Here is a 24086-nt window from a genome sequence, read left to right as displayed (position 1 = left end):
ACCGGCCTTATTTGCCCTTACTCTGCCGCGATTTTGATCACCGGTTCCATGCGCGTCAGGATGTCCTCAGAGAGGTGACATTTGACCTGATGGCCATCCGCTAGGGTCTGTACCGGAGGGACATGAGATTCGCAGCGCCCGTCCGGTACTTCGGATTTCCAGCGGCAGCGTGTCTGGAACGGGCAACCCGGCGGCGGGTTCATGGCCGACGGGATATCGCCCTCAAGCACGATATGCTGTTTCTCGACAGAGGTATCGGCAATTGGAACCGCGCTCAGCAACGCTTCGGTATAGGGGTGATAGGGCGGGGCAAAGACCTGATCGGTTGTGCCCAACTCGACCACATGGCCCAGATACATGACCATCACCCGGTCGCTGAGATAGCGTACAATGGACAGGTCATGGCTGATGAAGAGCAGCGTGGTTTTCTGCTCACGCTGAATTTCCATCAACAGATCTGTCACAGCGGCCTGCACCGATACGTCGAGGGCCGAGACCGGTTCGTCAGCCACCACAATCCGCGCGTCTCCGGCAAAGGCTCGGGCGATGCCCACACGTTGTTTTTGCCCACCCGACAACTGACGTGGCATGCGATCAGCGAAGGCGCGGGGCAGCTTGACCAGATCCAACAGTTCAAGCATCCGTTTCTTTCGGTCCGCCTCCGACTCTCCGACGCCAAAGATTTCCAACGCCCGGATGATCTGACGGCCCACCGTCATCGACGGGTTCAGCGTGTCAAAGGGGTTCTGAAACACCATTTGCACTTCGCCCACGGTTTTGGCGTCGCGCTCCTCTATGGGCACCGCTTCGATATTGCGATTGTCCAGCAGGATCTGGCCATCGGTGGCCGTCTCCAACCCCATCAACACCTTGGCAAAGGTCGACTTGCCACAACCGGATTCGCCCACAATGGCCAGTGTCTCGGATTCATGCGCCTCAAAGCTAAGGGTCTCATTGGCCTTGACCACCTTGGTCGCACCCCCACCGAACAGCGCGTTCGCAGCCACCTCATAATATTTCTTGAGGTTGTCCATCTTCAGAACTGTCCGGCCGATCTCGGCCTTTTCTTTCTGCTCGCCCACGGTGATCGGCGCGTTCCAATCAATCTCCTGGAACTTCAGACAGCGCGTGTGGTGGCGATCATTGCCCGGCACGGCCTCCATCAGAATGTCCTTGGCGTCGCAGCGCCCTTCTTCGAAATAGTCGCAGCGCGGACCAAAATTGCATCCCGGCGGGCGCTCATGGGGCAGGGGGAAGTTGCCCGGAATTGCCACCAGAGGACGCGCGTTCTTGTCTGCCCCAGGCAACGGGATCGACCGGAACAGCGCCTGAGTATAGGGGTGCTGCATATCGTCAAACACATCCTTGATCGAGCCGCGCTCGACCGCTTCACCCGAATACATCACGCACAGCCGGTCACAGGTTTCCAGAACCAGACCCAGGTTGTGCGAGATAAACAGCATCGAGGTGCCGTATTTCTTGCCCAGATCCTTGACCAGTTCGACCACGGCGGCCTCGACCGTCACGTCCAGCGCGGTTGTCGGCTCATCCAGGATCAAAAGCGCAGGCTTTGACATCAGCGCCATCGCGATTACGATCCGCTGCTGCTGACCACCAGATAATTGATGCGGGAACGAGTTCAGCATCCGCTCGGGGTCGGGCAGGCGCACATCGGTGACAACCTCCAACGCGCGGGCATAGGCTTCTTCCGCTCCGACACCCTCGTGGATCATCGGCACTTCCATCAATTGCTTGCCGATCTTCATCGCCGGGTTCAGCGAGGCCATCGGCTCCTGATAGATCATGGCGATCTCATTGCCGCGAATGTCGCGCAGCTCTTCGGTGGTCATCTCGCCCAGATCGCGGCCTTTGAACTTGATTGATCCACCAACAATGCGACCGTTCTTGCCCAGGTCCTGCATGACGCCCAGAGCCACGGTGGATTTGCCGCACCCCGATTCCCCGACCAGGCCAACAGCCTCACCGGGCTGCACGCTTACCGAGAAATCCATAACAGCGGGAATTTCTCTCAGCCGGGTGAAAAACGAAATCGAAAGCTTATCGATCTCCAAGATCGGGCCATCATAATCCGCCATTTTGTTCATCTTGCCGTCTCCTCACCAGATGCGGGGATCCCATTCATCTGGCTAAAAAATATCCCGGGGTCTGGGGGCAGAACCCCCAGCACAGATCACATCAATCCTTCAGACTTTCCTCGCGCAGGCCATCGGCCAGCAGGTTCAAACCCAGAACCAGCGACAACAAGGCAAGAGCAGGTGGAAGGGCAGGGTGCAGGTAGATCGACAAGAGCTTGCGCCCTTCGTTGATCGTTGACCCCCAATCAGGGCTCTCGGGTGGCAGGCCAAGCCCAAAGAACCCCAATGTGCCCAGAAGGATCGTGGTATAGCCAATGCGCAGGCAGAAATCGACGATCAGCGGGCCGCGCGCGTTGGGCAGAATCTCCCACAGCATGATGTACCACGGCCCTTCACCCCGGGTCTGTGCCGCGGCCACATAGTCGCGGGTTTTGATGTCCAGCGCCAGGCCGCGCACGATGCGGAACACGGTGGGTGAGTTCACAAAGACCACCGACACAAAGACCACAAGTATACCACCGGGAATATCGAACAGATCCAGAGGCGTCGGCAAACCCCAAATGCGGTAGTCATCCGTGTCGATGACATAGCCCCCCGTCGAGATCAGCGACAAATAAAGCCATCCCGCAACGCCCAGAACTCCGATCAGCAAAGGCGTTCGGAATTTCGGGCGTGTGTAATAGCGTGAATTCAGCAGAACACCCAGGAAGATGATCGGGAACACGAACAAAATGGCCGCCATATAGTTCGGCACACCTGTTGCCACGATTTCGGGCGTGACCAGCAGATAGAACAGCAAGATCACCGGAAAGGCCAGGATCAGGTTGGCCAGGAAGGACAGAAGCGTATCCAGACGCCCTCCGTAATACCCTGCGGGCAAACCCAGCGTAATCCCGACCATGAAGGCAAACATGGTCGCCAGCGGTGCGATTTGCACCACAATCCAGGCACCTTTGACCATCCGGCTGAATACATCGCGCGCCAGGTTGTCGCCACCCAGAAGGTACCACGCATAAGCCCCGTCCTCGGATGCGGGCAGCGGTGTGCCAGGCACCTTGTTCTTCATACCCGAGACCTGCGACAGCGGGTCATGGGTGACGATCAGATCCATCGCCCCGAAGATGCCGGTGAAGACCCAGAACATCACAAGGCCAAACCCGATCATGCCGATGGGGCTGTCAAAGAGCTTGCCGTAAAGGCCCAGCCTGCGCTTATAGGCGATCGACATGGCGTAGAGGATGATCAGTGACACCCAAACGGGCAGGAATTGCTGTGACATCGCACCGATGATGCCCGCGCCGGTGCCCAACAAAACACCCAGCACGATATAGGCAACTCCCAATCCGACGCTGGCCAGGAAGCTGAGCCGCATCATCGATTGGATAAAGTTTCGCACCCCCGAGCCCGACGTAAGCGTGCCATCCGGATTCACCGTCATCTGTGGCTCTGGCAGCACGATGCTGGCCAGGATCCAAACCAGAATGGACAGAACCATGATGGCAAGAGCGATCCCCAGCAGGGGGTTCAGAAAGGCGATTGAGCCGGTCCAGGTCAATGGGTCCATAATCTCACCCTCCTTATGAAATGCGGATACGTGGGTTCAGATAGACATAGCCGATATCCGAGATCAGCTGCGTCACCAGAACCACAAAGACCGACACGACCGAAATCGCCAGCAGAAGCTGAATGTCGTTGTTGCCCGCCGCTTGCACCAGAGCCCATCCAAACCCCTTGTAGTTAAACAGGGTCTCGACGATCACCACACCATTCAGCAGCCATGGGAACTGCAGCATGATAACGGTGAAGGGGGCGATCAGCGCGTTGCGCAGCGCGTGTTTCATGACGATATTGGGAAAAGACACGCCCTTCAGCCGCGCGGTGCGGATATATTGCGCGGTCATCACCTCGGTCATCGAAGCGCGGGTCATTCGGGCGATGTAGCCCATCCCGTAAAGCGCAATGGTGAGCACGGGTAAGAAGAAATTCTCGAAAGTCGGATTTTCCATCGCCTGCGTGGCGGTCCCCTTGAACCATTTCAAACCCACGGCCGATGATGTGAAGATCGCGATAAAGATCACGCCTGAGACATATTCCGGCGTCGCCGTCGTTGTGATGGCAAAGGTCGACAGCGTGCGGTCGGTGGCCGAGCCTTCTTTCATACCTGCCAAAATGCCCAGGATCAGCGCAGACGGAACCATCAGTAGCATGACCCAGAACATCAGCCGCCCGGTCAGGGCCAGGCGGTTGCCAACAACGGTCGAGACCTCTTCTTTGAAGACAGTGGAGTAGCCCCAGTATCCTTGCAGGATGCCACAGAAATTCGGAGATTCTTCCGCCGTTTGGCCAGGCAGAATACAACGTCCCTGAACCGTTCCATCCTCGTTCGTATGCCGATACGAGGGCAGAACGCCCAGCCATTCGCCGTATTTCACAGGTGTCGATTGCAGATAGCCGCCTTTTTCAAGAAAGCTTTCAACCTGTTCATCCGACATGCGGAAGTTGCCTTGCGTCTTCGCAAGCTTTTCCAGGTTGGGATATAGATTGGTCAGGTAAAATACCAGGAATGTCAGGCACAATGCTGTCAGCAGCATGATCCCGACCCGCCTTAATATAAAAAGTCCCATGTTAGCCCCTGTTGGTAGGCTGGCGCAGGTTTGATGTTACCTGTCGCGTCGCTGTCTGTTTTTGGTCGCTGTCGTCAGGACAAAAAAGCCGCGCCCGGGTTTGGGCGCGGCTAAGAAGTTTCGGCTTAGGACGTCAGGCCGAACTTATAAAGTTGCGGCAGATCCGCGATGTGCTTTTCGACACCCACCATATTGTCACGGTGGTGGCGGATCGCGGTGCGCCAATACGGCTGGATGGTTACACCTTCGTCGATCATGATCGCCTGTAGCTTGGCCATGACCTCGCGACGCATATCCACGTCAGCCAGAGAGTTGGCCTCGGCCAGCAGCGTGTCGAACTCTTCGTTGGCAAAGCCGGACTCGTTCCAGGCAACACCCGACTTATAGGCCAGCGCCAGAACCTGCGTGCCCAGCGGGCGGTGGTTCCAGTTGGTCGACGAGAACGCGTATTTCGTCCAATCGTTCCAGAAGGTCGAGCCGGGCAGGACCGTGTGCTTGGCCTTGATCCCTGCGTCGTTCAACTGAGCAACAACAGCGGCGGTCGTATTACGGCGCCAGTCATCGTCGATCGACTGAACTTCATGCTCGAAATCACCCATGCCCGCTTCGTCCATCAGCGCTTTGGCGCCTGCCGGGTCATAGGGTATGCGCGTTACAGCCGAGTCAAACTCGGGGTGCATCGGGCCCACATGGCAGTTCTCGGCCGGGATGCCATAGCCGGACATGCCCAGTTCCAGACAGACTTCGTTGTCCACCGCCATGGCCAGAGCCTGACGCACGCGTTTATCGCCATAGATCTTGTTGCCATCTGCATCTTCGGCCAACTGGTTTGGACGAATGACGATGGTGAAGCCAGACGGGATTTCCGAGCGTACAAGGCCGATACCGTCGAAGATGTCGACAAATTCACCAACCGATTCCCAGTTCATGTCGATCTCTTCGGCCTCATAGGCCGCCAGGAACGCTGCGGGATCGGTGCCGTAATCGATGAACTCGATCCGGTCGATATAGCCGCCTTTGCCGGCCTCATAGCCCCACCAGTCGAAATCTTCGTTGCGAACGAGAACGCCTTTCACGCCAACTTCGTGGCTTTCGGGCTTCATAAAGCCGGTGCCGATCGGGTTGCCCAGCATGTCATTTGCATCAAAGCTGCTGTGCACAATCGCCGCCGGATAGTCGGCCATGCCCGGAATGATGGTGATGTCCGGTGCGTTGCACTTCAGCTTGACAGTGTGCGAGTCGACGACGGTTATCGCCCCGTCCGCAGCTTGCTGTGTGCTTTCGTCCATCAACGACGCCATGCGCGAAGCCATCGAGTTGCCTTCGAGCGCGCCGTCACACCAGCCGGTGATGTTACGAGCCACGTCTTCGGCGGTGAAATCATCACCGTTGTTCCACTTTACGCCTTTGCGAACGTTCAAAGTGTACTCGGTGGCGTCCTCATTGGCTTCCCAGCTTTCCAGCAGCATTGGCTTAAAGCTACCGTCGTTGTTGTATTCAACAAGATACTCCAGCCAGCCCGCCGTGTAGGTCGCGATCTGCGTCCAGTCGTAGGTACGCGGATCTTTCAGCGCGCGTACTTCCATCTGATAGCGGATGGTGCCTCCACGCTGCGGCTCTTGCGCGGCAGCGGGTGTCTGCAGGCCGATCAGGCCATAGGCGGTTGGTACCGCAACGCCCAAAGCAGTAACACGCGCCATGAATTCACGGCGGCTCAGGTTGCCGTCCCGATATTCCTTGGCATGCATTTCTGCGGCCCAATGGACCGGGCTTTCAACTTGTGTCTGATTAGTCATCGATGTCTCCCTGTGACACGGTAGTTCTTGGCGGAATCCGGCGCTATGCACACCCTTGGGTGAGCAACAGCAGCGCCAACAGTTCTGTTTTTCGGATTCCACGCGTCCCCATGGCCGTATTCCGCACCAGAAAATCCGTGAGGTCAATGTGAGAAATCGACATCAATGATACAAAAACGACATCCTCAGTTTTTGTTAGCGCCATAGCGCGAAATCTATGTCGGTGTCTGGTTTTGAGGGGCGTGTCGACAAGATGTGCTGCCCGTATTTTCAGGTGTTGGTCTGACGGGCTGGTAACAGTTTGATTTATTAACCGGTTTTGGTGGCCCTCAACCCAATGGGTTTATCCGGTGCCAGTGCTTCATCCGCGCGCGAAACCATGTGCGCTGCCGTTTGGCGAATTGCCGTGTGGCTATCGTCGCTCTTTCCCTTGCGTCATCCAGCGACATGGTGCCCTCAAGGTAAGCCATAAGCTCGGGAACGCCGATCGCCTTGCAAGCCGGGCGCGACGGGTCATACCGGCTACGCATGGCGGCGACTTCGTCTAACGCACCCATATCAAGCATTTTGTCAAAACGCTGTCGGATCCGATGCTCAAGCCAGTCTTTTTCGACGTCAAAAACGATTGGCACTGTGTGGGTTAGCGCCAGTGTCGGCGGTGGGGTATCGGCCTGCCAGTCCGACAAAGAACGTCCGGTGGCAGCCTGAACTTCCCAGGCACGTTGAACCCGCGCACGGTTGTTGCTGTCCAGGCCTTGCAGCGTCTTGAGGTCCACTCCGACAATCAGCGCCGACAAGGAAAGCTGATCGGCTTTGGCCCGGATTTCTGGCGGAATTGGTGGAATGTCGGCCATGCCTTCGGTCAGAGCGGTGAAATACAAGCCAGTACCGCCAACGATTATGGGGCGCGGTCCACCTTGAAGCAAAGGCGTGACCTCGCGCAGCCAATGACCGGTTGAATAGCTTTGATCAAACGCAACATGACCATAGAGCTTATGTGGCGCGCGGGCCTCATCCTCGACTGAAGGGCGGGCTGAAATGACGCGCCAGCATTCATAGACCTGACTGGCATCCGCATTCACAATCACACCGCCAAACTGTTCTGCAATCTCAAGCGCCAGATCCGATTTTCCCGAAGCGGTCGGGCCCGCGATCAGCACAGGTTTGTCCTTTGGGATCGTTGGCAATTGCTCCCACAGCCGGGTCATGCTGCTATCGGCCATTGGTGGTCGCCTTACTTCGGTTGCAACCGCATTGAACCTGCGGGTGTTTTGCTTCATTTTGCGCGCAAAATAACCCCGTGCCAGCCCGGAGCGCAATATGAGCCTTTCCCCCACAGAACCCACAGAGACGCCAAAAACAACTTATAAACGCGTAATGCTGAAAATATCCGGTGAAGCGCTGATGGGGGATCAGGGATTCGGCCTGCATCCGCCAACCGTGCAACGTATCGCGCAAGAGGTGAAGTCGGTGCACGATATGGGCGTCGAGATCTGCATGGTGATCGGGGGCGGCAACATCTTTCGCGGACTAAGCGGTTCGGCACAGGGGATGGAGCGGACGACAGCCGATTACATGGGCATGCTGGCCACCGTGATGAATGCGCTGGGGATGCAGTCGGCACTGGAAGAGGTCGGCGTTTTCACCCGGGTGATCTCGGCCATCCGCATGGATGAGGTCTGCGAGCCCTATATTCGTCGCCGCGCCGTGCGCCACCTGGAAAAACAACGTGTGTGCATCTTTGCCGCCGGAACCGGCAATCCCTATTTCACCACTGACACCGCCGCGACGCTGCGCGCTAACGAAATGGCCTGTGAGGCGATCTTTATGGGTAAGAACGGGGTGGATGGTGTCTATGACAAGGACCCCAAGGTTCATGCGGATGCTGTACGCTATGACACGGTGACCTATGACGATGTTCTGGCCAAACGTCTGCGGGTCATGGACGCCTCGGCTATCGCTTTGGCGCGCGACAACAATCTGCCATTGATCGTCTTTGGTCTGGATGAGCCTGGCGGTTTCCGTGGCATCCTGGCAGGTGAGGGGACCTATACCAAGGTTCAGGGCTAAGCCTGCCTGACCTCACGGGTTGACGGAGTGACCGTCGCTGGGCTTATTTGTGTCGTCTGCGCTTTGGATTGAGGTGCGGGCTGCCGTGCATCTGGCACGGCTGGCTGGAAGACCTGCCTTGTTTTCGGTGCAGCCCCGAAGAACAGGCGGGCTGCCCTTCGATGGACATGAAGATGACGAAGGAGCGATGTGTGATGAGCACCTTGGATATTGAATTCGTTCGGGCACAGTTTCCGGCCTTTTCCGAACCCAGCCTGCAAGGTCAGGCGTTTTTTGAAAACGCGGGCGGGTCTTATACCTGCAAGCCCGTGATCGACCGGTTGCAGCGGTTCTATACGCAACGCAAAGTCCAACCCTATTCGCCGTTCGAGGCCAGCACGCTGGGCGGTGCTGAAATGGACGAAGCACGGACGCGCCTGGCGGCGATGCTGGGTGTCGACACCGATGAGCTAAGCTTTGGACCGTCGACAACTCAGAACACCTATGTTCTGGCCAATGCGTTCCGTCAGTGGATGAAACCCGGCGAGGCGATTGTCGTCACCAATCAGGACCACGAGGCGAATTCGGGTCCGTGGCGTCGTCTGGCCGAGGACGGGATCGAGATCCGCGAATGGAAGATTGACCCCAATACCGGGTCTTTGAACCCCAATGATCTGGAAACCTTGCTGGATGACTCGGTTCGTCTGGTCTGTTTTCCCCATTGTTCAAACGTGGTGGCCGAGATCAACCCGGTCACTCAGATCACGGCGATTGCGCACGCGGCCGGGGCTTTCGTTTGCGTGGATGGCGTGTCTTATGCACCGCATGGTCTGCCCAATGTCGGCGATCTTGGTCCCGATATCTATCTGTTCTCGGCCTATAAAACCTATGGACCGCATCAGGGCTGCATGGTCATCCGGCGCAATCTGGGGCAATTGCTGCCCAATCAGGCGCATTTTTTCAACGGTGATGTGCTCTACAAACGCTTCACCCCAGCAGGGCCAGATCATGCGCAAGTCGCTGCCAGTGCGGGCATGGCGGATTACTTCGATCAACTGTGTGATCACCACGGTGGACCCGCAGAAGGTGCGGCCAAGCGCGGCGCGTTTGTGCATGACCTGATGCGCGCGCATGAGGTCGAGCTGTTGCAACCGGTTCTGGACGCGGTCAAATCGCGCAATGCCGTTCGCTTGATCGGCCCGTCCGACGCCACGTGTCGCGCACCGACGGTTGCATTGGCCCTGAATACCGAAGCGGAACCCGTGGCGGCTCAGCTGGCTGAGCATGGTATCATGGCCGGAGGCAGCGACTTCTATGCGGTTCGGCCTTTGCAGGCGATGGGGGTTGATCTGGAAAAAGGTGTGCTGCGGCTGAGTTTCACGCATTATACCTCTAAACAGGAAATAGATCAGCTTTTAGAGGCGCTTGATCGCGTTTTGTGATCCGATATCCGGCCTGTTTCGTAACACTAGAAAAACGGCGGGGCGGATAAGGTGACAGGACAGAAACCCATCATCATGTGGTTCAGGCGCGATCTGCGCCTGACCGATCATCAGGCCCTGCACGCTGCGATGCAAAGCGGGCGACCCATTGTTCCTCTGTTTATCTGCGACGACCTCGCCCAGGCACTGGGCGCCGCACCCAAATGGCGGCTGGGGCTTGGGCTTGAGGCTTTCGATGCCGCTTTGCGCAAACGCGGCAGTCGGTTGATCTTGCGCAAGGGCAAGGCCCGGGATGTGCTGCAAGACGTGGTACGCGAGACAGGAGCGACTGGCATTTATTGGTCGCGCGCCTATGAACCCGGTTCGATCACGCGGGACAAAGACGTCAAAGCATTTTTCTCTGAGGCTGGGCTGAACGCGCGGTCTTTTCCGGGCCACTTGTTGTTCGAGCCCTGGGATGTCGCCACAAAGGCGGGCCAGCCCTTCCGTGTCTTCACGCCGATGTGGCGCGCGGTTCAGGGGCGTGAAGTGTCTTCCACGGTTGCGGCGCCACCCCAATTGCCAGCGCCGGAAAGCTGGCCGAGGTCGGACGATCTGGGCGCATGGGCGTTGGGCGCAGCCATGCGGCGGGGCGCATCTGTTGTGCGGCCTCACGTGAACCCAGGTGAAGACAGCGCGCTGGATCAGTTGGAGCGTTTTCTAACGCATGTCAGTGACTACTCCGATCAGCGCGATCAGCTGGCCGTCAACGGGACCTCTGATATGGCGGAGTATCTGTCACTGGGCGAAATCAGCCCGCGCGTGATCTGGCACCGGGTCAAACAGGCAGGTCTTTTGGGCGCAAGCCGCACGGATGCATATCTGCGGCAGTTGGTCTGGCGCGAGTTTGCCTATCACCTGATGTTTCACACGCCCCACATGCTGACCGAGAACTGGAAACGTGAATGGAACAGTTTTGACTGGCAAACAGACCCGGACGCGCCCGAGGTTGTGGCGTGGAAGCAGGCCCGCACCGGCGTACCACTGGTCGATGCGGGGATGAGACAGATGTATGTCACCGGGCGAATGCACAACCGCGCCCGTATGATTGTGGCGAGCTACCTGACCAAGCATCTTATCACACATTGGCGCATCGGGATGGATTGGTTTGCGGACTGCCTGACCGACTGGGACCCCGCAGCAAACGCCATGGGTTGGCAATGGGTCGCGGGGTCGGGCCCGGATGCCGCGCCTTTCTTTCGCATTTTCAATCCCGAAACACAGCGCGAACGGTTTGATCAGACCAAGGCCTATCTGCACCGCTGGATTGCTGAAGGCCAACCGGATCCGGGAGCCGAGGCTCTGTCCTATTTCGAAGCGGTTCCGCGCGCGTGGGGGCTGAAGTCGGACGCGCCGTATCCCAACCCTGTGGTTGATCTGCAAGACGGCAGGCGGCGCGCATTGATGCGTTATGAGAACACAAAATCCAAGTAAGGAACTGAAAACTTGCCAGAAACGGAATCCCGCCATAGCCTGACGCAACGACCGCAAAGGGGAGAGCGGATGATACTGACCACCACGGAAGGGCAAAAAGACCTGCCTAGGTATTTCACGCAAGTCTTCAAAATGATCAGCCTGCTTGAAGCTGGCCGATTGGACATAACATTGCCGGATGGGCGCGTTTTCCGGGTCGAAGGGCCCAAACCGGGGCCGGTTGCCGAGGCCCACATTCACGACCCCGAAGTGTTTTCGCGATTGGTGCGGGAAGGTGAATTGGGGTTTTCGGACGGGTATCTGGAAGGCCAGTGGAGCACGCCGGACCTGCGCGCTTTCATGGATCTGGTGCATCTGGGGTCAGATGCGTTCTACGACGATTTCAACGGTCAGTTTCTTGTGCGCGCCTATGAACGCCTGCGGTTCTGGCTACAGCGCAACCATCGTGCGCAAGCCAAGAAAAACATCTCGTACCACTATGATCTGGGCAATGACTTCTACGCCTTGTGGCTGGACGAGACGATGACCTATTCCAGCGCCATATTCGAGACGGGTCAGGAGAGCCTAGAAAAGGCGCAAACGGCCAAATATGCCAGTATGGTCGACGAAATGGGTGCAAAACCTGGCGATCATATCCTTGAGATCGGATGTGGATGGGGTGGTTTCGCCGAATATGCCGCGAAAGAGCGCGGCTTGCAGGTCACAGGTTTGACCATCAGCGAAGAACAGTTGAAGTTCGCTCGACAGCGCATTGAAAAAGCGGGACTTTCTGACAAAGTGAACTTCAAGCTTCAAGATTACCGCGACGAACAGGGCCAATATGACGGCATCGCCTCGATCGAGATGTTCGAAGCGGTGGGTGAGAAATACTGGCCCTCCTATTTTGATACGGTCCGGGAACGGTTGAAACCGGGGGCTCAGGCAACTCTGCAGATCATCACGGTGGCAGATCATCGCTGGGACATCTATCGCAACAGCGTTGATTTCATTCAGAAATATATCTTTCCAGGCGGTATGCTTCCGGCCCCGTCAGTCCTGCGAGCGCAGGTTCAGCAAGCAGGTCTGGACGTTGTGAAATCGAAAGAGTTCGGCAAAAGCTATGACCTGACCCTGCGGCGTTGGTACGACACGTTCAACGACAAATGGGATCAGATCGCCGATATGGGCTTTGATGAGCGTTTTCGCCGCATGTGGAATTATTATTTGACCGCTTGCGGCGCGGCCTTTGACACGGGCAATTGCGATGTGACACAGATCACAATAGCCAAGCCGAACTAACAGATGGACACAGCAAAATGCCCACTGCCCATAGACTTGTCGCCGGTATTTGCCTTCTGGTGATCGCCTTCATCGTTTCGACAATGATCATTGCGAATGGGGAAGAAGGCAAAGACTATGGCTATTTCACATATGTGAATATGGGCCTTGGTTTGGCCTGTGGTTGGAAGGTCATGGGCAAACGTGCAGGTCGCGGTTGGGTCGCGGCAGTAAACAACGGTTTGACAGGGGTGGCGGCTCTGGTGTTTTGGGGGCTGTTTGTTCAGGGCGTCTATGAGATGTTCCGCCTGGCCATGCGCCATCGCTATGACGGACCATTCGACGCGGTGTTGGCGATATTCACTCTTAGCGTTGAATATGGTCGACAGCTGATAACCCCAGAAATCCTGTTGACGCTCGCAATTGGTGCCGTCATCACAGGCTTGCTGACCGAAGTCGCGTATCGACGCTGGCGATAGTGGCTGTTCCAATTCACAGGATCTAATTCATTGTCCGATTTGTTTTTCTATGGCACGCTGCAATACGTGCCGTTGCTTGAACGCGTTTTGAACCGCGAACCCGGCGATCTTCAAACAGAAGCTGCTGTTTTGTCTGATCATGCGGTCTTTGCCGTGAAGGATCAGCCCTTTCCAATGATCATGGCCAAGCCGGGCGGCGCGGCGCAGGGGCTTTTGGTCCGCGGCTTGAGCCAGGAAGATCGCGACAGGTTGGACTTTTACGAAGGTGGTTTCGACTATGCTTTGGATACGCGAACCATAGCATTGGCCGATGGAGAGACCGCGCAGGCCTTGGTGTTTTTTCCCGCGCCGGGCCTTTGGACGCCGGACAAACCTTGGAGTTTGCAAATTTGGGCGGATGAATGGGGCGCATTGACGGTTCTGGCGGCCGAAGACGTCATGGCGCAATACGGTATCCTTTCTCCGGCCGAGATTGCCAAAGCTTTCCCGGCAGCTCGAATGCGCGCCTGGGCCAAGCTTGAGGCGCGCAAACGGCTGACCGATGATCCGCGCTCTGTTGCGAAGGACGTTATCGTACACAGCCACAAACGCGCCTATCTGGGCTATTTCGGGATGGAAGAGATCGAGTTCCAACATCGTCAACACGATGGAACTATGGGGCCGGTACTTCATCGCAGTGCTTTGATGCAGGGCAGCGCAGTGGTTCTGCTGCCCTATGATCCGGTGCGCGATCTGGTGTTGTTGGTCGAACAGTTTCGCACGCCGGCTTTTTTGATCGATGATCCCGAGCCCTGGTTGTGGGAACCGGTTGCAGGCATGATCGATCCGGGCGAGACCCCCGAGCAAGCGGTGCATCGCGAATCCATGGAAGAAGCACAGACCGAGCTGACATCACTGCATTATGTCGGGGGGGCCTATTCCTCGACCGGATCATCCACCGAATTTGCCCATCTCTATGTCGGTCTGGGAGATCTGACCGAAACAACCGAAAGCGGCGGCTTGCAGTCAGAGGGCGAAGATATCCGCAGCAAAATCCTGCCTTATGAAGAGTTTATGCAAATGGTTGATACCCATGTCTTCAAGGATATGCCTTTGCTGACGTTGGCCCATTGGTTGGCACGTCATCGTGATCAATTGCGGCAACCATGATCGCAGCTTGTGGTCACGGCAGGTGGCCTGTAAATCTTTCGCACTACCAATAGACAAGAGGGCGCCATGCGCATTGCACGAGACCTGGCCGACGCCGTTGGCAACACCCCACTGATCCGTCTGCGTCGTATCAGCGAGGAAACCGGCTGTGAAATTCTCGGCAAGGCCGAGTTCCTGAACCCGGGCCAATCCGTCAAAGACCGCGCGGCACTGTTCATCATCAAGGACGCCATCGCACGCGGAGAGCTGAAGCCCGGTGGCACCATTGTCGAAGGAACGGCGGGCAATACCGGTATTGGTCTGGCGCTGGTCGGGGCCTCGATGGGGTTCAAAACCGTGATCGTGATCCCTGAAACCCAGTCGGAAGAAAAGAAAGATATGTTGCGTCTGGCCGGCGCGCAGCTGGTGCAGGTACCGGCGGCTCCGTATCGCAATCCGAATAACTTCGTGCACTATTCGCGCCGTCTGGCCGAAGAACTGGCGCAAACCGAGCCGAACGGGGCGATCTGGGCGAACCAATTCGACAATGTGGCCAACCGGCAGGCACATGTGGAAACCACAGGGCCCGAGATTTGGGAGCAGACCGGAGGCAAGGTTGATGGCTTTGTCTGCGCTGTCGGCTCCGGGGGCACATTGGCCGGTGTCGCCGAAGTTCTGCAGCCCAAAGGCGTCAAGATCGGCATTGCCGATCCGATGGGCGCGGGGCTCTATTCCTATTACACCACTGGTGAAATCGCGATGGAGGGTGGCTCGATTGCCGAAGGTATCGGACAGGTTCGGATCACCAAAAACCTCGAAGGGTTCACACCGGATTACTCTTATCAGGTCACGGATAACGAGGCTCTGCCCTATATCTTTGCCCTTCTGCGCGAGGAAGGCCTGGTGATGGGTGGCTCGACCGCGATCAACATGGCGGGCGCTGTGCGCTTGGCCAGAGATCTGGGTCCGGGCCATACGATTGTGACGATCCTGTGCGACTATGGCACGCGTTACCAGTCCAAGCTGTTTAACCCCGAATTCCTGCGGGAAAAAGAACTGCCTGTGCCGGACTGGATGACCGAGGCACCGCGCAGCATTCCCGGCGTTTTCGAGGACGTATGATGCCACGGCGATTTCGCCTGCTTGCTGGTTTATTTACGCTTTGGTTGATCTGTCTGAGCAGCATGGCCGCTGCTCAGCTGTCGGATCGACAAAGCGAGTATTATCAAAAATGGCTGAGCACGGCGGATCGCGCAGAAGAAGTGATCGAGGCCAACAGGGCCTCGGAAGCAGCGCTTGAAAACCTGCGGCTAGAACTGGACGGGTACCGCGAGGATTTCAACAGGGCGCGTGGGGCCAATACCGAGCGTATCGCAACGCTTCAAAACCAGATTGAGGCGTTGGGACCGAAACCCGAAGGTGACGCGACCGAGCCTGAGGAAATAGCCACACTCCGCGAACATCTTGAAAGCCAACTCAACAGCTTGCGTGTTCCGCGCATTGTGTCGGAGGAGGCGTTTACGCGGGCCAATGGTCTGATCAATGAAATCGACCAAATCCTGCGCGAACGCCAGGCCAAGGAATTGCTGGAACGCGGCCCATCCCCCTTGAATCCAGCCAATTGGCGCCCGGCATGGGTCGACTTCACCGAAGCGACCAAAGGTCTGTGGAACGAGACGATCAGAAATCTCTCGTCCGATGTCGTGCATGAACAACTTCGCAACCGTGGGTTGGGAATATTCCTGCTTGTGGCGTTGGCGGTGGTGCTTGTCAGCTATGGGCGGCGCTGGTCCGAGCAGGGCGGCGCGTATATCCGCCATTGGGGTGGACGTGGAAGCGGTGTCGGAACCTTTGTCGTCTCGCTGCTGCGTGTCCTTCTGCCCTGGCTTGGGGTCGTCGCGTTTGTGAACGCAGTCAAGATGACGGGCATCCCGGGTCTGCGCGGCGCTTTGTTGCTAGAACAAATTCCGTACTGGGCCTGGTTGATCTTTTACTATGACTGGATCGGGCGTCAGGCCTATGTGCTGGGCGCGGCGCAAGGGTTCAAAAGGTTCTCGGAAGCGCGAACCAAAGAGCTTCGGGTCTACCTCGATCTGCTTGCGATAATGCTGATCTTGCACGAGATGGCCGTTCTGTTTGAGCAGATCGAGAATATCTCGGATGCAACCCGGGCCGTTGTTTCTTTCCCCGTGATTGTGGGAACCGCAATTCTACTGCTGAGAATCCGGCGGATACGGCGGCCCAATGCCCAGGACAGTGATGGGAAACCGGTCACCTTGGCCGGGTTCAGCCAATTGGTCGAGATCATACGACGGGCCTTGTTTCTGCTGGGCATCGCTGCGCCGATACTGGCCGTATTCGGTTACACGAACGCAGCCGAAGGCATCGTGTTTCCAACGGTCAAAACGCTTATACTGATTGGCGCGCTGGTGATCTTTCAGCGCTTCTTCAGCATGCTTTATGGCTGGATTACGGGGCAGGGCGACGCCGCGCGGGATTCTTTGTTCTCTGTCCTTATCGGTTTTGCGCTGGCACTGTTTTCTCTGCCTCTGATCGCGCTTTATTGGGGTGCGCGCGAGACTGACTTGCGCGAGATTTGGACGCGTATTCTGCAAGGGTTCGATATTGGCGGCGTCACTATCTCGCCCAGCAATTTCCTGACCTTTGTTGCGATCTTTATCATCGGCTATACGCTGACGCGATTGCTGCAGGGCGGGCTGCGCAGTTCTTTGTTGCCCAAGACCAAAATAGATCCCGGTGGGCAGAATGCGATTGTGGCCGGGACCGGCTATGTGGGTATCTTCCTGGCAGCGCTGGTCGCAATCATGGTGGCCGGGTTCGATCTGTCTTCACTGGCTATCGTGGCCGGTGCGCTGTCGGTAGGCATCGGGTTTGGCCTGCAAACGATCGTGTCGAACTTCGTCTCAGGCATCATCCTGCTGGTCGAGCGCCCGATCTCGAAAGGGGATTGGATCGATGTGAACGGGATGATGGGCTATGTCCGCGACATATCGGTGCGGTCAACGCGCATCGAGACCTTCGACCGGTCGGATGTCATTGTACCCAACTCGGATCTGATCAGCGGTGTCGTTACCAACTATACCCGCGGCAACACAATCGGACGTGTGATCGTTCCCGTGGGCGTGGCCTACGGCACGGATACGCGCAAGGTCGAGGCCATATTGGGTGAGATCGCCAATGCCCATCCCATGGTGCTGGCCAATCCGGCACCGAGTGTTGTGTTCCAGGGGTTTGGTGCGGATTCGCTGGATTTTGAAATTCGTGCGATCCTGCGCGACGTGAACTGGATGCTCTCGGTCAAGTCGGACATCAACCACGAGATCAACCGTCGCTTTACAGAAGAAGAGATCGAGATCCCGTTCGCACAGCGCGATGTCTGGCTGCGTAACGCCGAAGTACTGCGCGCGGCTTCTGAGCCACCCGCAACCAAGGATCCAGAGGCCCCGAAAGAACCCTCGAAGTCGCCGGTCGAACTGAGCGAGTCGGATATGGATTCCGGCACCGGTGACGAGACCTGACCGCGGCGGCAGGCCCCGCAAAAGGCTGTACTTTTGGCGACATTCTGGCCTTGCAAATCCTTTTGTGATGGTTCACATACCGTCGATACGGAGAGGTGGCCGAGTGGTCGAAGGCGCACGCCTGGAAAGTGTGTAGGCGGGAAACCGTCTCCAGGGTTCGAATCCCTGTCTCTCCGCCATATCCCCTTTCAAATGTTCGGAGATCGCCGCATTTGAACGTGCATGACAGGGCTGTTCGAGGGGAAATTGCCACGCTTTCATGAGAATATGCACTGACTTTGGCTCATGTTCCGTCGCTTTGCTGGACGTCGCCGGTCAATCGCCGTTAGATTTCTGAAAACGAGAAAAACGGGTCAGAGCAGAACAATGACTGTCAATTCTTCCGAAATGCGGGCTTTTCCGCAGTGTTTTCGTGTGATGTGCCATGCGCGCTGATATTCTCTTGTCCATTATTATCCCGGCCCATCATGAGGCTGAAGGGCTGCAAGAGAGCTTGACGGTCATTCGCGGCCATACCGAAGATCTGTGTGCTGTTGAGTTCATTGTGGTCGATGACGGCTCGTCGGACGGTACGTGGCAGGTCATTCAACAACTGTCCACACAGCACAGTGATATTCACGGCGTGCGCCTGTCGCGCAATTTTGGAAAAGAAGCTGCTATCGCGGCGGGGCTTGAGGCAGCGCGCGGGGATGCGGTCGTAACCATTGACGCTGATCTGCAGCACCCGCCCGAACTGATCCGTGAGATGTTCAGGAAATGGCAGGCGGGCGCCAAGGTGGTGAACACGGTCAAGGAAAACCGTGAAGAGGAAGGTCCGATCAAGGCCTTTCTGACACGATGCTACTTCAAATTGTTCTTTGCTTTGGCCGGGATGGATGTAGGCAATGCGGCGGATTTCAAACTGCTCGATCGCGAGATTGTCGATTGCCTTATCGCCTTACCCGAGCGCGAGCGGTTCTATCGCGGGCTGGTTGCCTGGGTCGGGTTCGAGCAGGACACGATCCTGTTCACCGTTGCGCCGCGCAATGCAGGTGAAGGCAAGTGGTCGATGACCAAATTGCTGCGGTTGGCGCTCGACTCGATCGTGTCGTTCAGCACCACGCCGATGCATTTGATGACGTTTCTGGGCGGTGCGTTTGGCCTTTTGGCTGTCGCGCTCAGCCTTCGAACTTTGTGGCTGTGGATCACAGGCGCCGCCGTTCCGGGTTTCACCACGGTTATCTTGCTGCAGATCATCGTTGCCTCAATCTTGATGATCGGGTTGGGCATCATTGGGATTTACATCGCCAAGATCTATGAAGAGGTAAAGCGCCGACCCGACTTTATTGTTCGAGAGCGGACGTCGATGCGGCCTCTGGCGCATAGCGATAGACGTCAAACGGACCAACCTGAAACGGAGCTTCGGAGTGTGCCTTCACGTGATCCAGAAGCTGCGCGCTGAGCGGGGTCAGGTATTTGTCAAACCTTCGGTTCACCACGTTTAGCGGAGCGGCCTCGTCCAGCGCGGTGATCGTGTTGGTGACATCGGCGTCACTTAGCAATCCCATGGCTGTCGAGAAATAGCGCACGGGCGGTGTGCGATTTGTCATGAAGTACAACTGTGGCTCGACCGGAATGGTCATCAGGTGCGCGTCATCTGAGCCTGTGCGTTCAAGTTCTTTCAGCAGGGTTTCGAAATCCGCTATGTCATCGGGCATCAGCCGTAGGCTGACACCGGGTAGTTCTGCCCGGACCGGTGGGCCGCGCCGTTCACCTGCAACGATACCGGTCAAACCACGCTCGACCGGTTGACCGGCCTGAAACGCAATCGCCCAAAGCGCGACGGCCAGCACGATCACCGACAGCGCAAAGGTGCCGCGCAAGATCAGCAGCGCGCACAACACCGCGGGCAGGACAAACATCAGGTAGATCGGGATCTGATAGTGCAAAGCGCCGATGGCCCAAAACACGGCCAAAATGGCGGTGGGTGAGCAGCGTTGAACATGCGTCACATCGCGGTTCACTATAATCCCAAGGGCCGGAACGGTCAGGATCAGAAAGATCCAAGCCAGACCGGATAGCGATGCCACCAGACCAGCACCCGAAAGCATACCCTGCCACGCCATTTGCAGCAGGTTCCAAAAGCTGGCCTGTGCGATGAAATCCTGCCCGTGGATCGACAGCGCCGAAAACAACATGTCGTTGAGCCAGAATCCAAAAGCGTCCTTTGAAAGGTTTGATATCGCCAGCGGAAGCCCGGCGATCAGAAACCCGGCTAGAACCAACACCACGGTGCGTCCGGCATATCGCCAAGAAAACCGTGCAGTCAGCGTTGCCGTGATCAGCAGGCCCAGAGGCCAGATACCCGCCCAGAGAAAGGCCGAAAGCTGATCTTTGGTCGCTACATAGAGGATCAGCCCAAGGCTTGCGATGGCCCCGATCAGCAAGGCCGGACCTCGTGGATTGTCCTGTTCCTTTGGGGCCTCAACCAGCAAGACGCAGATCAGTCCCAAAGCCAGGAAAACACCGCTAAGCTGGCGGGTAAAGAAACACATGCCGACCAGAAGGCCTGCCAGAAACAGCCGCAGCATGGACCCCGGCCGCAGCTTTTCCAGGCACAAGGCCAGAACGAAGAACCAGCCCAAGGCGTGCCAATTTGCGCTAGGGTTCGGGAATTGCACAAAGGAAAAGGCCGCAACGGCAATACCGCCCACACAGGCGACGAAAGGACCCCGCGATGCGAGAAGGATGTAGGCGATGATGCTCTGCACCAGCGTGATTGCGATCAAAGGATAGCGCAGGCTCAGCAGGTCTTCACCAAACAGGTGAAAGGCCCAGGCGTTCAGCAGGTTGCCGTAACCGGCATGCAGATCGATGATATCCTTGTGGATAATGTCCCCGGCATTCATGCGCTGCGCGATGTAGGCGTAAACGCCTTCATCCACCGGCCACCAGAACAGATCATGGTAGAAAAACAACAGCAACGCGACCGACATCAGGCTCAGGAGTACCCCTGCCATATGAGGGTGTCGCGCGATCACCGGGCTGCGTCAGTCTGAGAAAACAGGGTTGTTGCAGCCGAGCCGATAGCTGCGGCCACGGCCTGCGACAGGCCAAAGATCACCGCCATTGCAATGGCGGTTGGGGCCTCGACCCCAATGGTGGCAAAGGCTGCGGCGGCAGCGAATTCCCGTGTTCCCCAGCCTCCAACTGAAATCGGTAGCGTCGCGGCCAGCAAGACTGCGGGAAACAGCACCAGAACCCCGAAGAACCCAACCGGAGCCCCTTGTTCCAGAAAAAACAGGTAAGCGATCAGGATGGAGGCGAGATGAGCAAAGATGGACAGGGCCGCGGACAGCCCTGCCACAGATAGGAACGCCGGGCCCAGAGCCGCTTTGTTTTTCGCACTACGTTGCCACCAGATAAGGATCGCGACCGTTATCGTTGTCGGCAGGACAAAGGCGGCAAAGGCCACATAGATGGGAAGGATGGATGCGGCGGCGATGGCTCCAACAAGAACGATGGCACCCAAGGCAGCAAGTCCGATGATGCGATCAAAAACGCCAACCGCCATGGCGGTGCTCAGGCTCAACCCATATTTGCGCACCAAAAGCACACGCCCGGCATCGCCTGCCAAGCCGGTGGGCAGCAGCAGGTTGCCCAACGTGGTCAAAAAGGTCAGCCGCGTGGCTTCCGTCAGGCGCAGATGAGCACCAACAGAGCGGGCCAGGATGGCAAAGCGCCAGGACAGGATCAAAACGATGCCGGCCTGAATGGCAACCATCACCGCAAAGATCCAAAGCGGTATAGCGCGCAGGCGTACCCAGACCTCGGACAGATCGATCAGGCTGGCGGCGATCCCCAGCAAGAGGATCAGGCTGAGTACCCTCAGAAGGGCGCGTTTGCGGGCGTGACGCGGGTCTGTCACTGATGACCCCGACGCGCCGGATGGAGATCCGAAAATTGCGCCAGGAAAGCGCGACCCCTCGGGGGACGCGCTGTCCTTGGACGGCAGCTGGACGGTTTCCACCGGATCAGCCTTGCGTGTTCAGATCCAGCGTTTCGCGGATTTTCGGCTTGCGCATTTTCCACAGCTTGCTGTCCACGATGTAGTGATGGAAATTCACGATCTGATAGAGAACGATGGTGGCCGACAGACCGGCAAAGAACACCCAGTCGATGGCGCGCAGAACGCCCCAATACACCACGCCGGTGATCACGATGCAGGTCAGAAGATAGAGCCACAACCGCTGTGGTTGCGAGATATAGGACAGGAACTTGGCATCGGGATCCACGCCGTCCTTGAAGCGTTTGACGTTGAACATCCAGACGAACAGGATGTACTGCGCGTTGTGCCAGATGTTGATCATCAGCCAGCCGATCGTGATGTCACTGGTGCCAACATAGGCCAGATAGAAGATCGCAAAATGCGACAGCATGTACATCGAATGAACGATGGCCAGACGCCCTTCGCGCGCGGCCATGACGCGGGCAACGACCCAATAGGCCAGAAGGGCAAGAGTGATATATCCGGCGATTGCAGCAACTTGCGGTGGAACCGGCGCTGACCACAGCTCTAGCCCAATAAATGTTGGCTGCTGCTCGGCAGAGCGACTGAGGATGCCAAAGATCGGCAGCGCGTAGAAAATCGCCTGATCCAGCCAACCATCTTCGTATTTCGCCTGCGGATCCTTGCCGCGATAGGCGCGCGAAATGCCCCAGCTTTGACGGGCATAGTGCCACCACTGCCAATAGAAATAGATCGTTACGATGACCCAGAGGCCAAAGACCCACGCAACGCCCAAAGTGCCGACGACCACGAGTGGCAACAGGATGAACAACATATTCTTGTTCTCGGCATAGCTTTGCTTGTCAAAGCAGATGCGCGTGTAGGTGGCGATCACGTGGTGATAGCCCAGGAACCACAGATCGATAACCAGGATCGGATAGAACAATGACGGCTCGATCAGTACCACGGCGCCTGTGATACAGGACAGGGCCAGCAGCCCGATAATGAAGCCGGTATCAAAGCGTGCGTTTCTGAGCCACGGAAGCTCGGCATAGGTGCGGGTCGGAAGCGATGCGTCGGTCACTGCGTAAATCCTCGAAAGCTTTTTGTTTTTTGTGAGATGGGTACCACTTGGTCATGATCTTAACCAAGAAGAATGGCGCAAATTGGGCCTTGCAATGACATTGGTGTAGCGCCGTAATCACAGGTAAAAACATGTATTTCAGAGCTTTGTTTCGAAAATGTATACAGTTTAAGTGCGTTGAAAACGGTCGAGAAGCCGCGCCAGGCGGGAGGGTAAAGCGATTTGACCCAAAGGGCAGAGACTGTCACACAAGGGGCAGATATCCGCGCTTTCTCAAGGGGTAGTCCGTGCAGCATGTCATCGAAGAACCTGGGAACTTTGTGCACTATATCAATCTTGATCGCGTCCCGGCGCGCAAACGTTTCATGGAGACGCAATTCGCTCGGGCAGGGTTAAACAGCGCCCATCGGGTCAGAGCGATTGATGCGGGTCAAGACGCTGCGTTGGATCGAAACGGCTATGTCCCCGGAACCGGCACCCGCTGGGGCTTGAAACGCAGCGAAATAGCCTGTTTCGAAAGTCACCGCCTGGTTTGGCGGCAAGCGCTCGAGCGCGATGCACCGGCTGTTGCCGTTTTCGAAGATGACGTGGAAATGTCAGCAGGCGCGGGCGCTGTGATAACAGAACTTCTGCGCAATCCTTCTGAATTCGATTTTGTAAAGCTTGACTATTCGCCGCGGTCCTTGCGGTTCGGTGCTGAGACAACCATCGGATCGGTTGTAGTGCGCCCCATGCTGGAAATGGCGCCCAGCGCGGCAGCCTATGTGCTGTCGCAAGAGGCGTGTCGAAAACTGCTGGCTTGGTCGGAATGCTATTCGGACCATTTGGATGATTTCGTCTCGCTGCCGCGTCCGGGTTGGTGCATGTATCAGTGCTTTCCCGCAGTTGGCGTTCAAATGATCTGGTCGGCCAGCCAAACCGAAGTCGAAGCACCCGTCGCCGCCAGTGAGCGAACACAGGATATCAAGACCAACAGCGGATTGGACAAGGGCCCAGCCTGGTTTCGTGTGCGCCGGGAACTTCGGGCTGCAACTCGCAAGCTCTACTGGCGTCTGGGGGCGCAAACCCGGCTATTAGATCAGGGGGGATATGTGGGGTACATTCCTTGTGCAGATGACTTGAAAGTCTGAA

Annotated in this window: 18 protein-coding genes and 1 tRNA gene; 11 read left to right on the top strand and 8 right to left on the bottom strand. The window is 57.1% G+C overall.

What is annotated here, in order from left to right:
* Positions 1–17: 17 nt before the first annotated feature.
* The 5 genes from GOV38_RS03465 to miaA all read right to left on the bottom strand — a co-directional run bounded on the left by GOV38_RS03465 (position 18) and on the right by miaA (position 7739).
* Positions 18–2105 (bottom strand): ABC transporter ATP-binding protein, encoded by a 2088-nt coding sequence (locus GOV38_RS03465; RefSeq protein WP_171207626.1) that lies wholly within the window; start codon positions 2103–2105, stop codon positions 18–20.
* A 91-nt stretch (positions 2106–2196) separates the two neighbouring features.
* Entirely contained in the window at positions 2197–3660 is a 1464-nt protein-coding gene (locus GOV38_RS03460; protein ID WP_171207625.1) for an ABC transporter permease, read from the bottom strand.
* 13 nt (positions 3661–3673) lie between these two features.
* Complete coding sequence (locus GOV38_RS03455) at positions 3674–4720, bottom strand: ABC transporter permease (protein ID WP_171098637.1); 1047 nt, start codon at positions 4718–4720, stop codon at positions 3674–3676.
* Positions 4721–4845: 125 nt separating this feature from the next.
* Complete coding sequence (locus GOV38_RS03450; protein WP_171129158.1) at positions 4846–6516, bottom strand: ABC transporter substrate-binding protein; 1671 nt, start codon at positions 6514–6516, stop codon at positions 4846–4848.
* 329 nt (positions 6517–6845) lie between these two features.
* On the bottom strand, positions 6846–7739 hold the full coding sequence (gene miaA, locus GOV38_RS03445; RefSeq protein WP_171207624.1) for a tRNA (adenosine(37)-N6)-dimethylallyltransferase MiaA: 894 nt from the start codon (positions 7737–7739) through the stop codon (positions 6846–6848).
* A gap of 97 nt (positions 7740–7836) precedes the next feature.
* Between miaA and pyrH the strand changes: the two genes are divergently transcribed.
* The 10 genes from pyrH to GOV38_RS03395 all read left to right on the top strand — a co-directional run bounded on the left by pyrH (position 7837) and on the right by GOV38_RS03395 (position 19324).
* The gene (gene pyrH / locus GOV38_RS03440) at positions 7837–8586 is read left to right on the top strand and encodes a UMP kinase (RefSeq protein WP_171098640.1); all 750 of its coding nucleotides are present in this window, start codon (positions 7837–7839) and stop codon (positions 8584–8586) included.
* Between the two features lie 194 nt (positions 8587–8780).
* Positions 8781–10007, top strand: coding sequence for an aminotransferase class V-fold PLP-dependent enzyme (locus tag GOV38_RS03435; RefSeq protein WP_171207623.1), 1227 nt, complete (start codon positions 8781–8783; stop codon positions 10005–10007).
* Positions 10008–10058: 51 nt separating this feature from the next.
* Positions 10059–11480, top strand: a complete 1422-nt coding sequence (locus GOV38_RS03430) for a deoxyribodipyrimidine photo-lyase (RefSeq protein ID WP_371808491.1) — start codon at positions 10059–10061, stop codon at positions 11478–11480.
* 69 nt (positions 11481–11549) lie between these two features.
* Entirely contained in the window at positions 11550–12758 is a 1209-nt protein-coding gene (locus GOV38_RS03425; RefSeq protein WP_171207622.1) for a cyclopropane-fatty-acyl-phospholipid synthase family protein, read from the top strand.
* A gap of 17 nt (positions 12759–12775) precedes the next feature.
* Positions 12776–13216, top strand: coding sequence for a TrgA family protein (locus GOV38_RS03420; RefSeq protein WP_171129169.1), 441 nt, complete (start codon positions 12776–12778; stop codon positions 13214–13216).
* Positions 13217–13246: 30 nt separating this feature from the next.
* Entirely contained in the window at positions 13247–14365 is a 1119-nt protein-coding gene (locus tag GOV38_RS03415) for an NUDIX domain-containing protein (protein WP_171207621.1), read from the top strand.
* Between the two features lie 66 nt (positions 14366–14431).
* The gene (locus GOV38_RS03410; protein ID WP_171098648.1) at positions 14432–15466 is read left to right on the top strand and encodes a cysteine synthase A; all 1035 of its coding nucleotides are present in this window, start codon (positions 14432–14434) and stop codon (positions 15464–15466) included.
* A complete protein-coding gene (locus tag GOV38_RS03405) occupies positions 15466–17883 on the top strand; it encodes a DUF3772 domain-containing protein (protein ID WP_171207620.1) in 2418 nt (805 codons plus the stop codon). The genes GOV38_RS03410 and GOV38_RS03405 overlap by 1 nt, the downstream gene beginning before the upstream one ends.
* A gap of 89 nt (positions 17884–17972) precedes the next feature.
* Positions 17973–18062: transfer RNA gene (locus GOV38_RS03400), tRNA-Ser, on the top strand.
* 245 nt (positions 18063–18307) lie between these two features.
* Positions 18308–19324, top strand: coding sequence for a glycosyltransferase family 2 protein (locus tag GOV38_RS03395; protein ID WP_171098652.1), 1017 nt, complete (start codon positions 18308–18310; stop codon positions 19322–19324).
* Here GOV38_RS03395 and GOV38_RS03390 read toward each other — a convergent pair.
* From GOV38_RS03390 to GOV38_RS03380, 3 genes are all read right to left on the bottom strand, one after another.
* The gene (locus tag GOV38_RS03390; protein ID WP_171207619.1) at positions 19206–20882 is read right to left on the bottom strand and encodes a hypothetical protein; all 1677 of its coding nucleotides are present in this window, start codon (positions 20880–20882) and stop codon (positions 19206–19208) included. The two genes, GOV38_RS03395 and GOV38_RS03390, sit on opposite strands and share 119 nt — an antisense overlap.
* Before the next feature lie 17 nt (positions 20883–20899).
* Complete coding sequence (locus GOV38_RS03385) at positions 20900–21790, bottom strand: lysylphosphatidylglycerol synthase transmembrane domain-containing protein (RefSeq protein ID WP_171212968.1); 891 nt, start codon at positions 21788–21790, stop codon at positions 20900–20902.
* A gap of 106 nt (positions 21791–21896) precedes the next feature.
* Positions 21897–22955 (bottom strand): hypothetical protein, encoded by a 1059-nt coding sequence (locus tag GOV38_RS03380; protein WP_171098657.1) that lies wholly within the window; start codon positions 22953–22955, stop codon positions 21897–21899.
* A gap of 287 nt (positions 22956–23242) precedes the next feature.
* Here GOV38_RS03380 and GOV38_RS03375 point away from each other — a divergent pair, with 287 nt between their 5' ends.
* Entirely contained in the window at positions 23243–24085 is an 843-nt protein-coding gene (locus GOV38_RS03375; protein WP_171207617.1) for a glycosyltransferase family 25 protein, read from the top strand.
* The last annotated feature ends 1 nt before the right edge of the window (position 24086 follow it).

Origin of the sequence: Ruegeria sp. HKCCA5839 (assembly GCF_013035585.1) — a bacterium.
Lineage (GTDB): Bacteria > Pseudomonadota > Alphaproteobacteria > Rhodobacterales > Rhodobacteraceae > Ruegeria.
The sequence above is the reverse complement of the archived record's forward strand: the minus strand, read 5'-3'. Positions and strand labels throughout refer to the sequence as shown.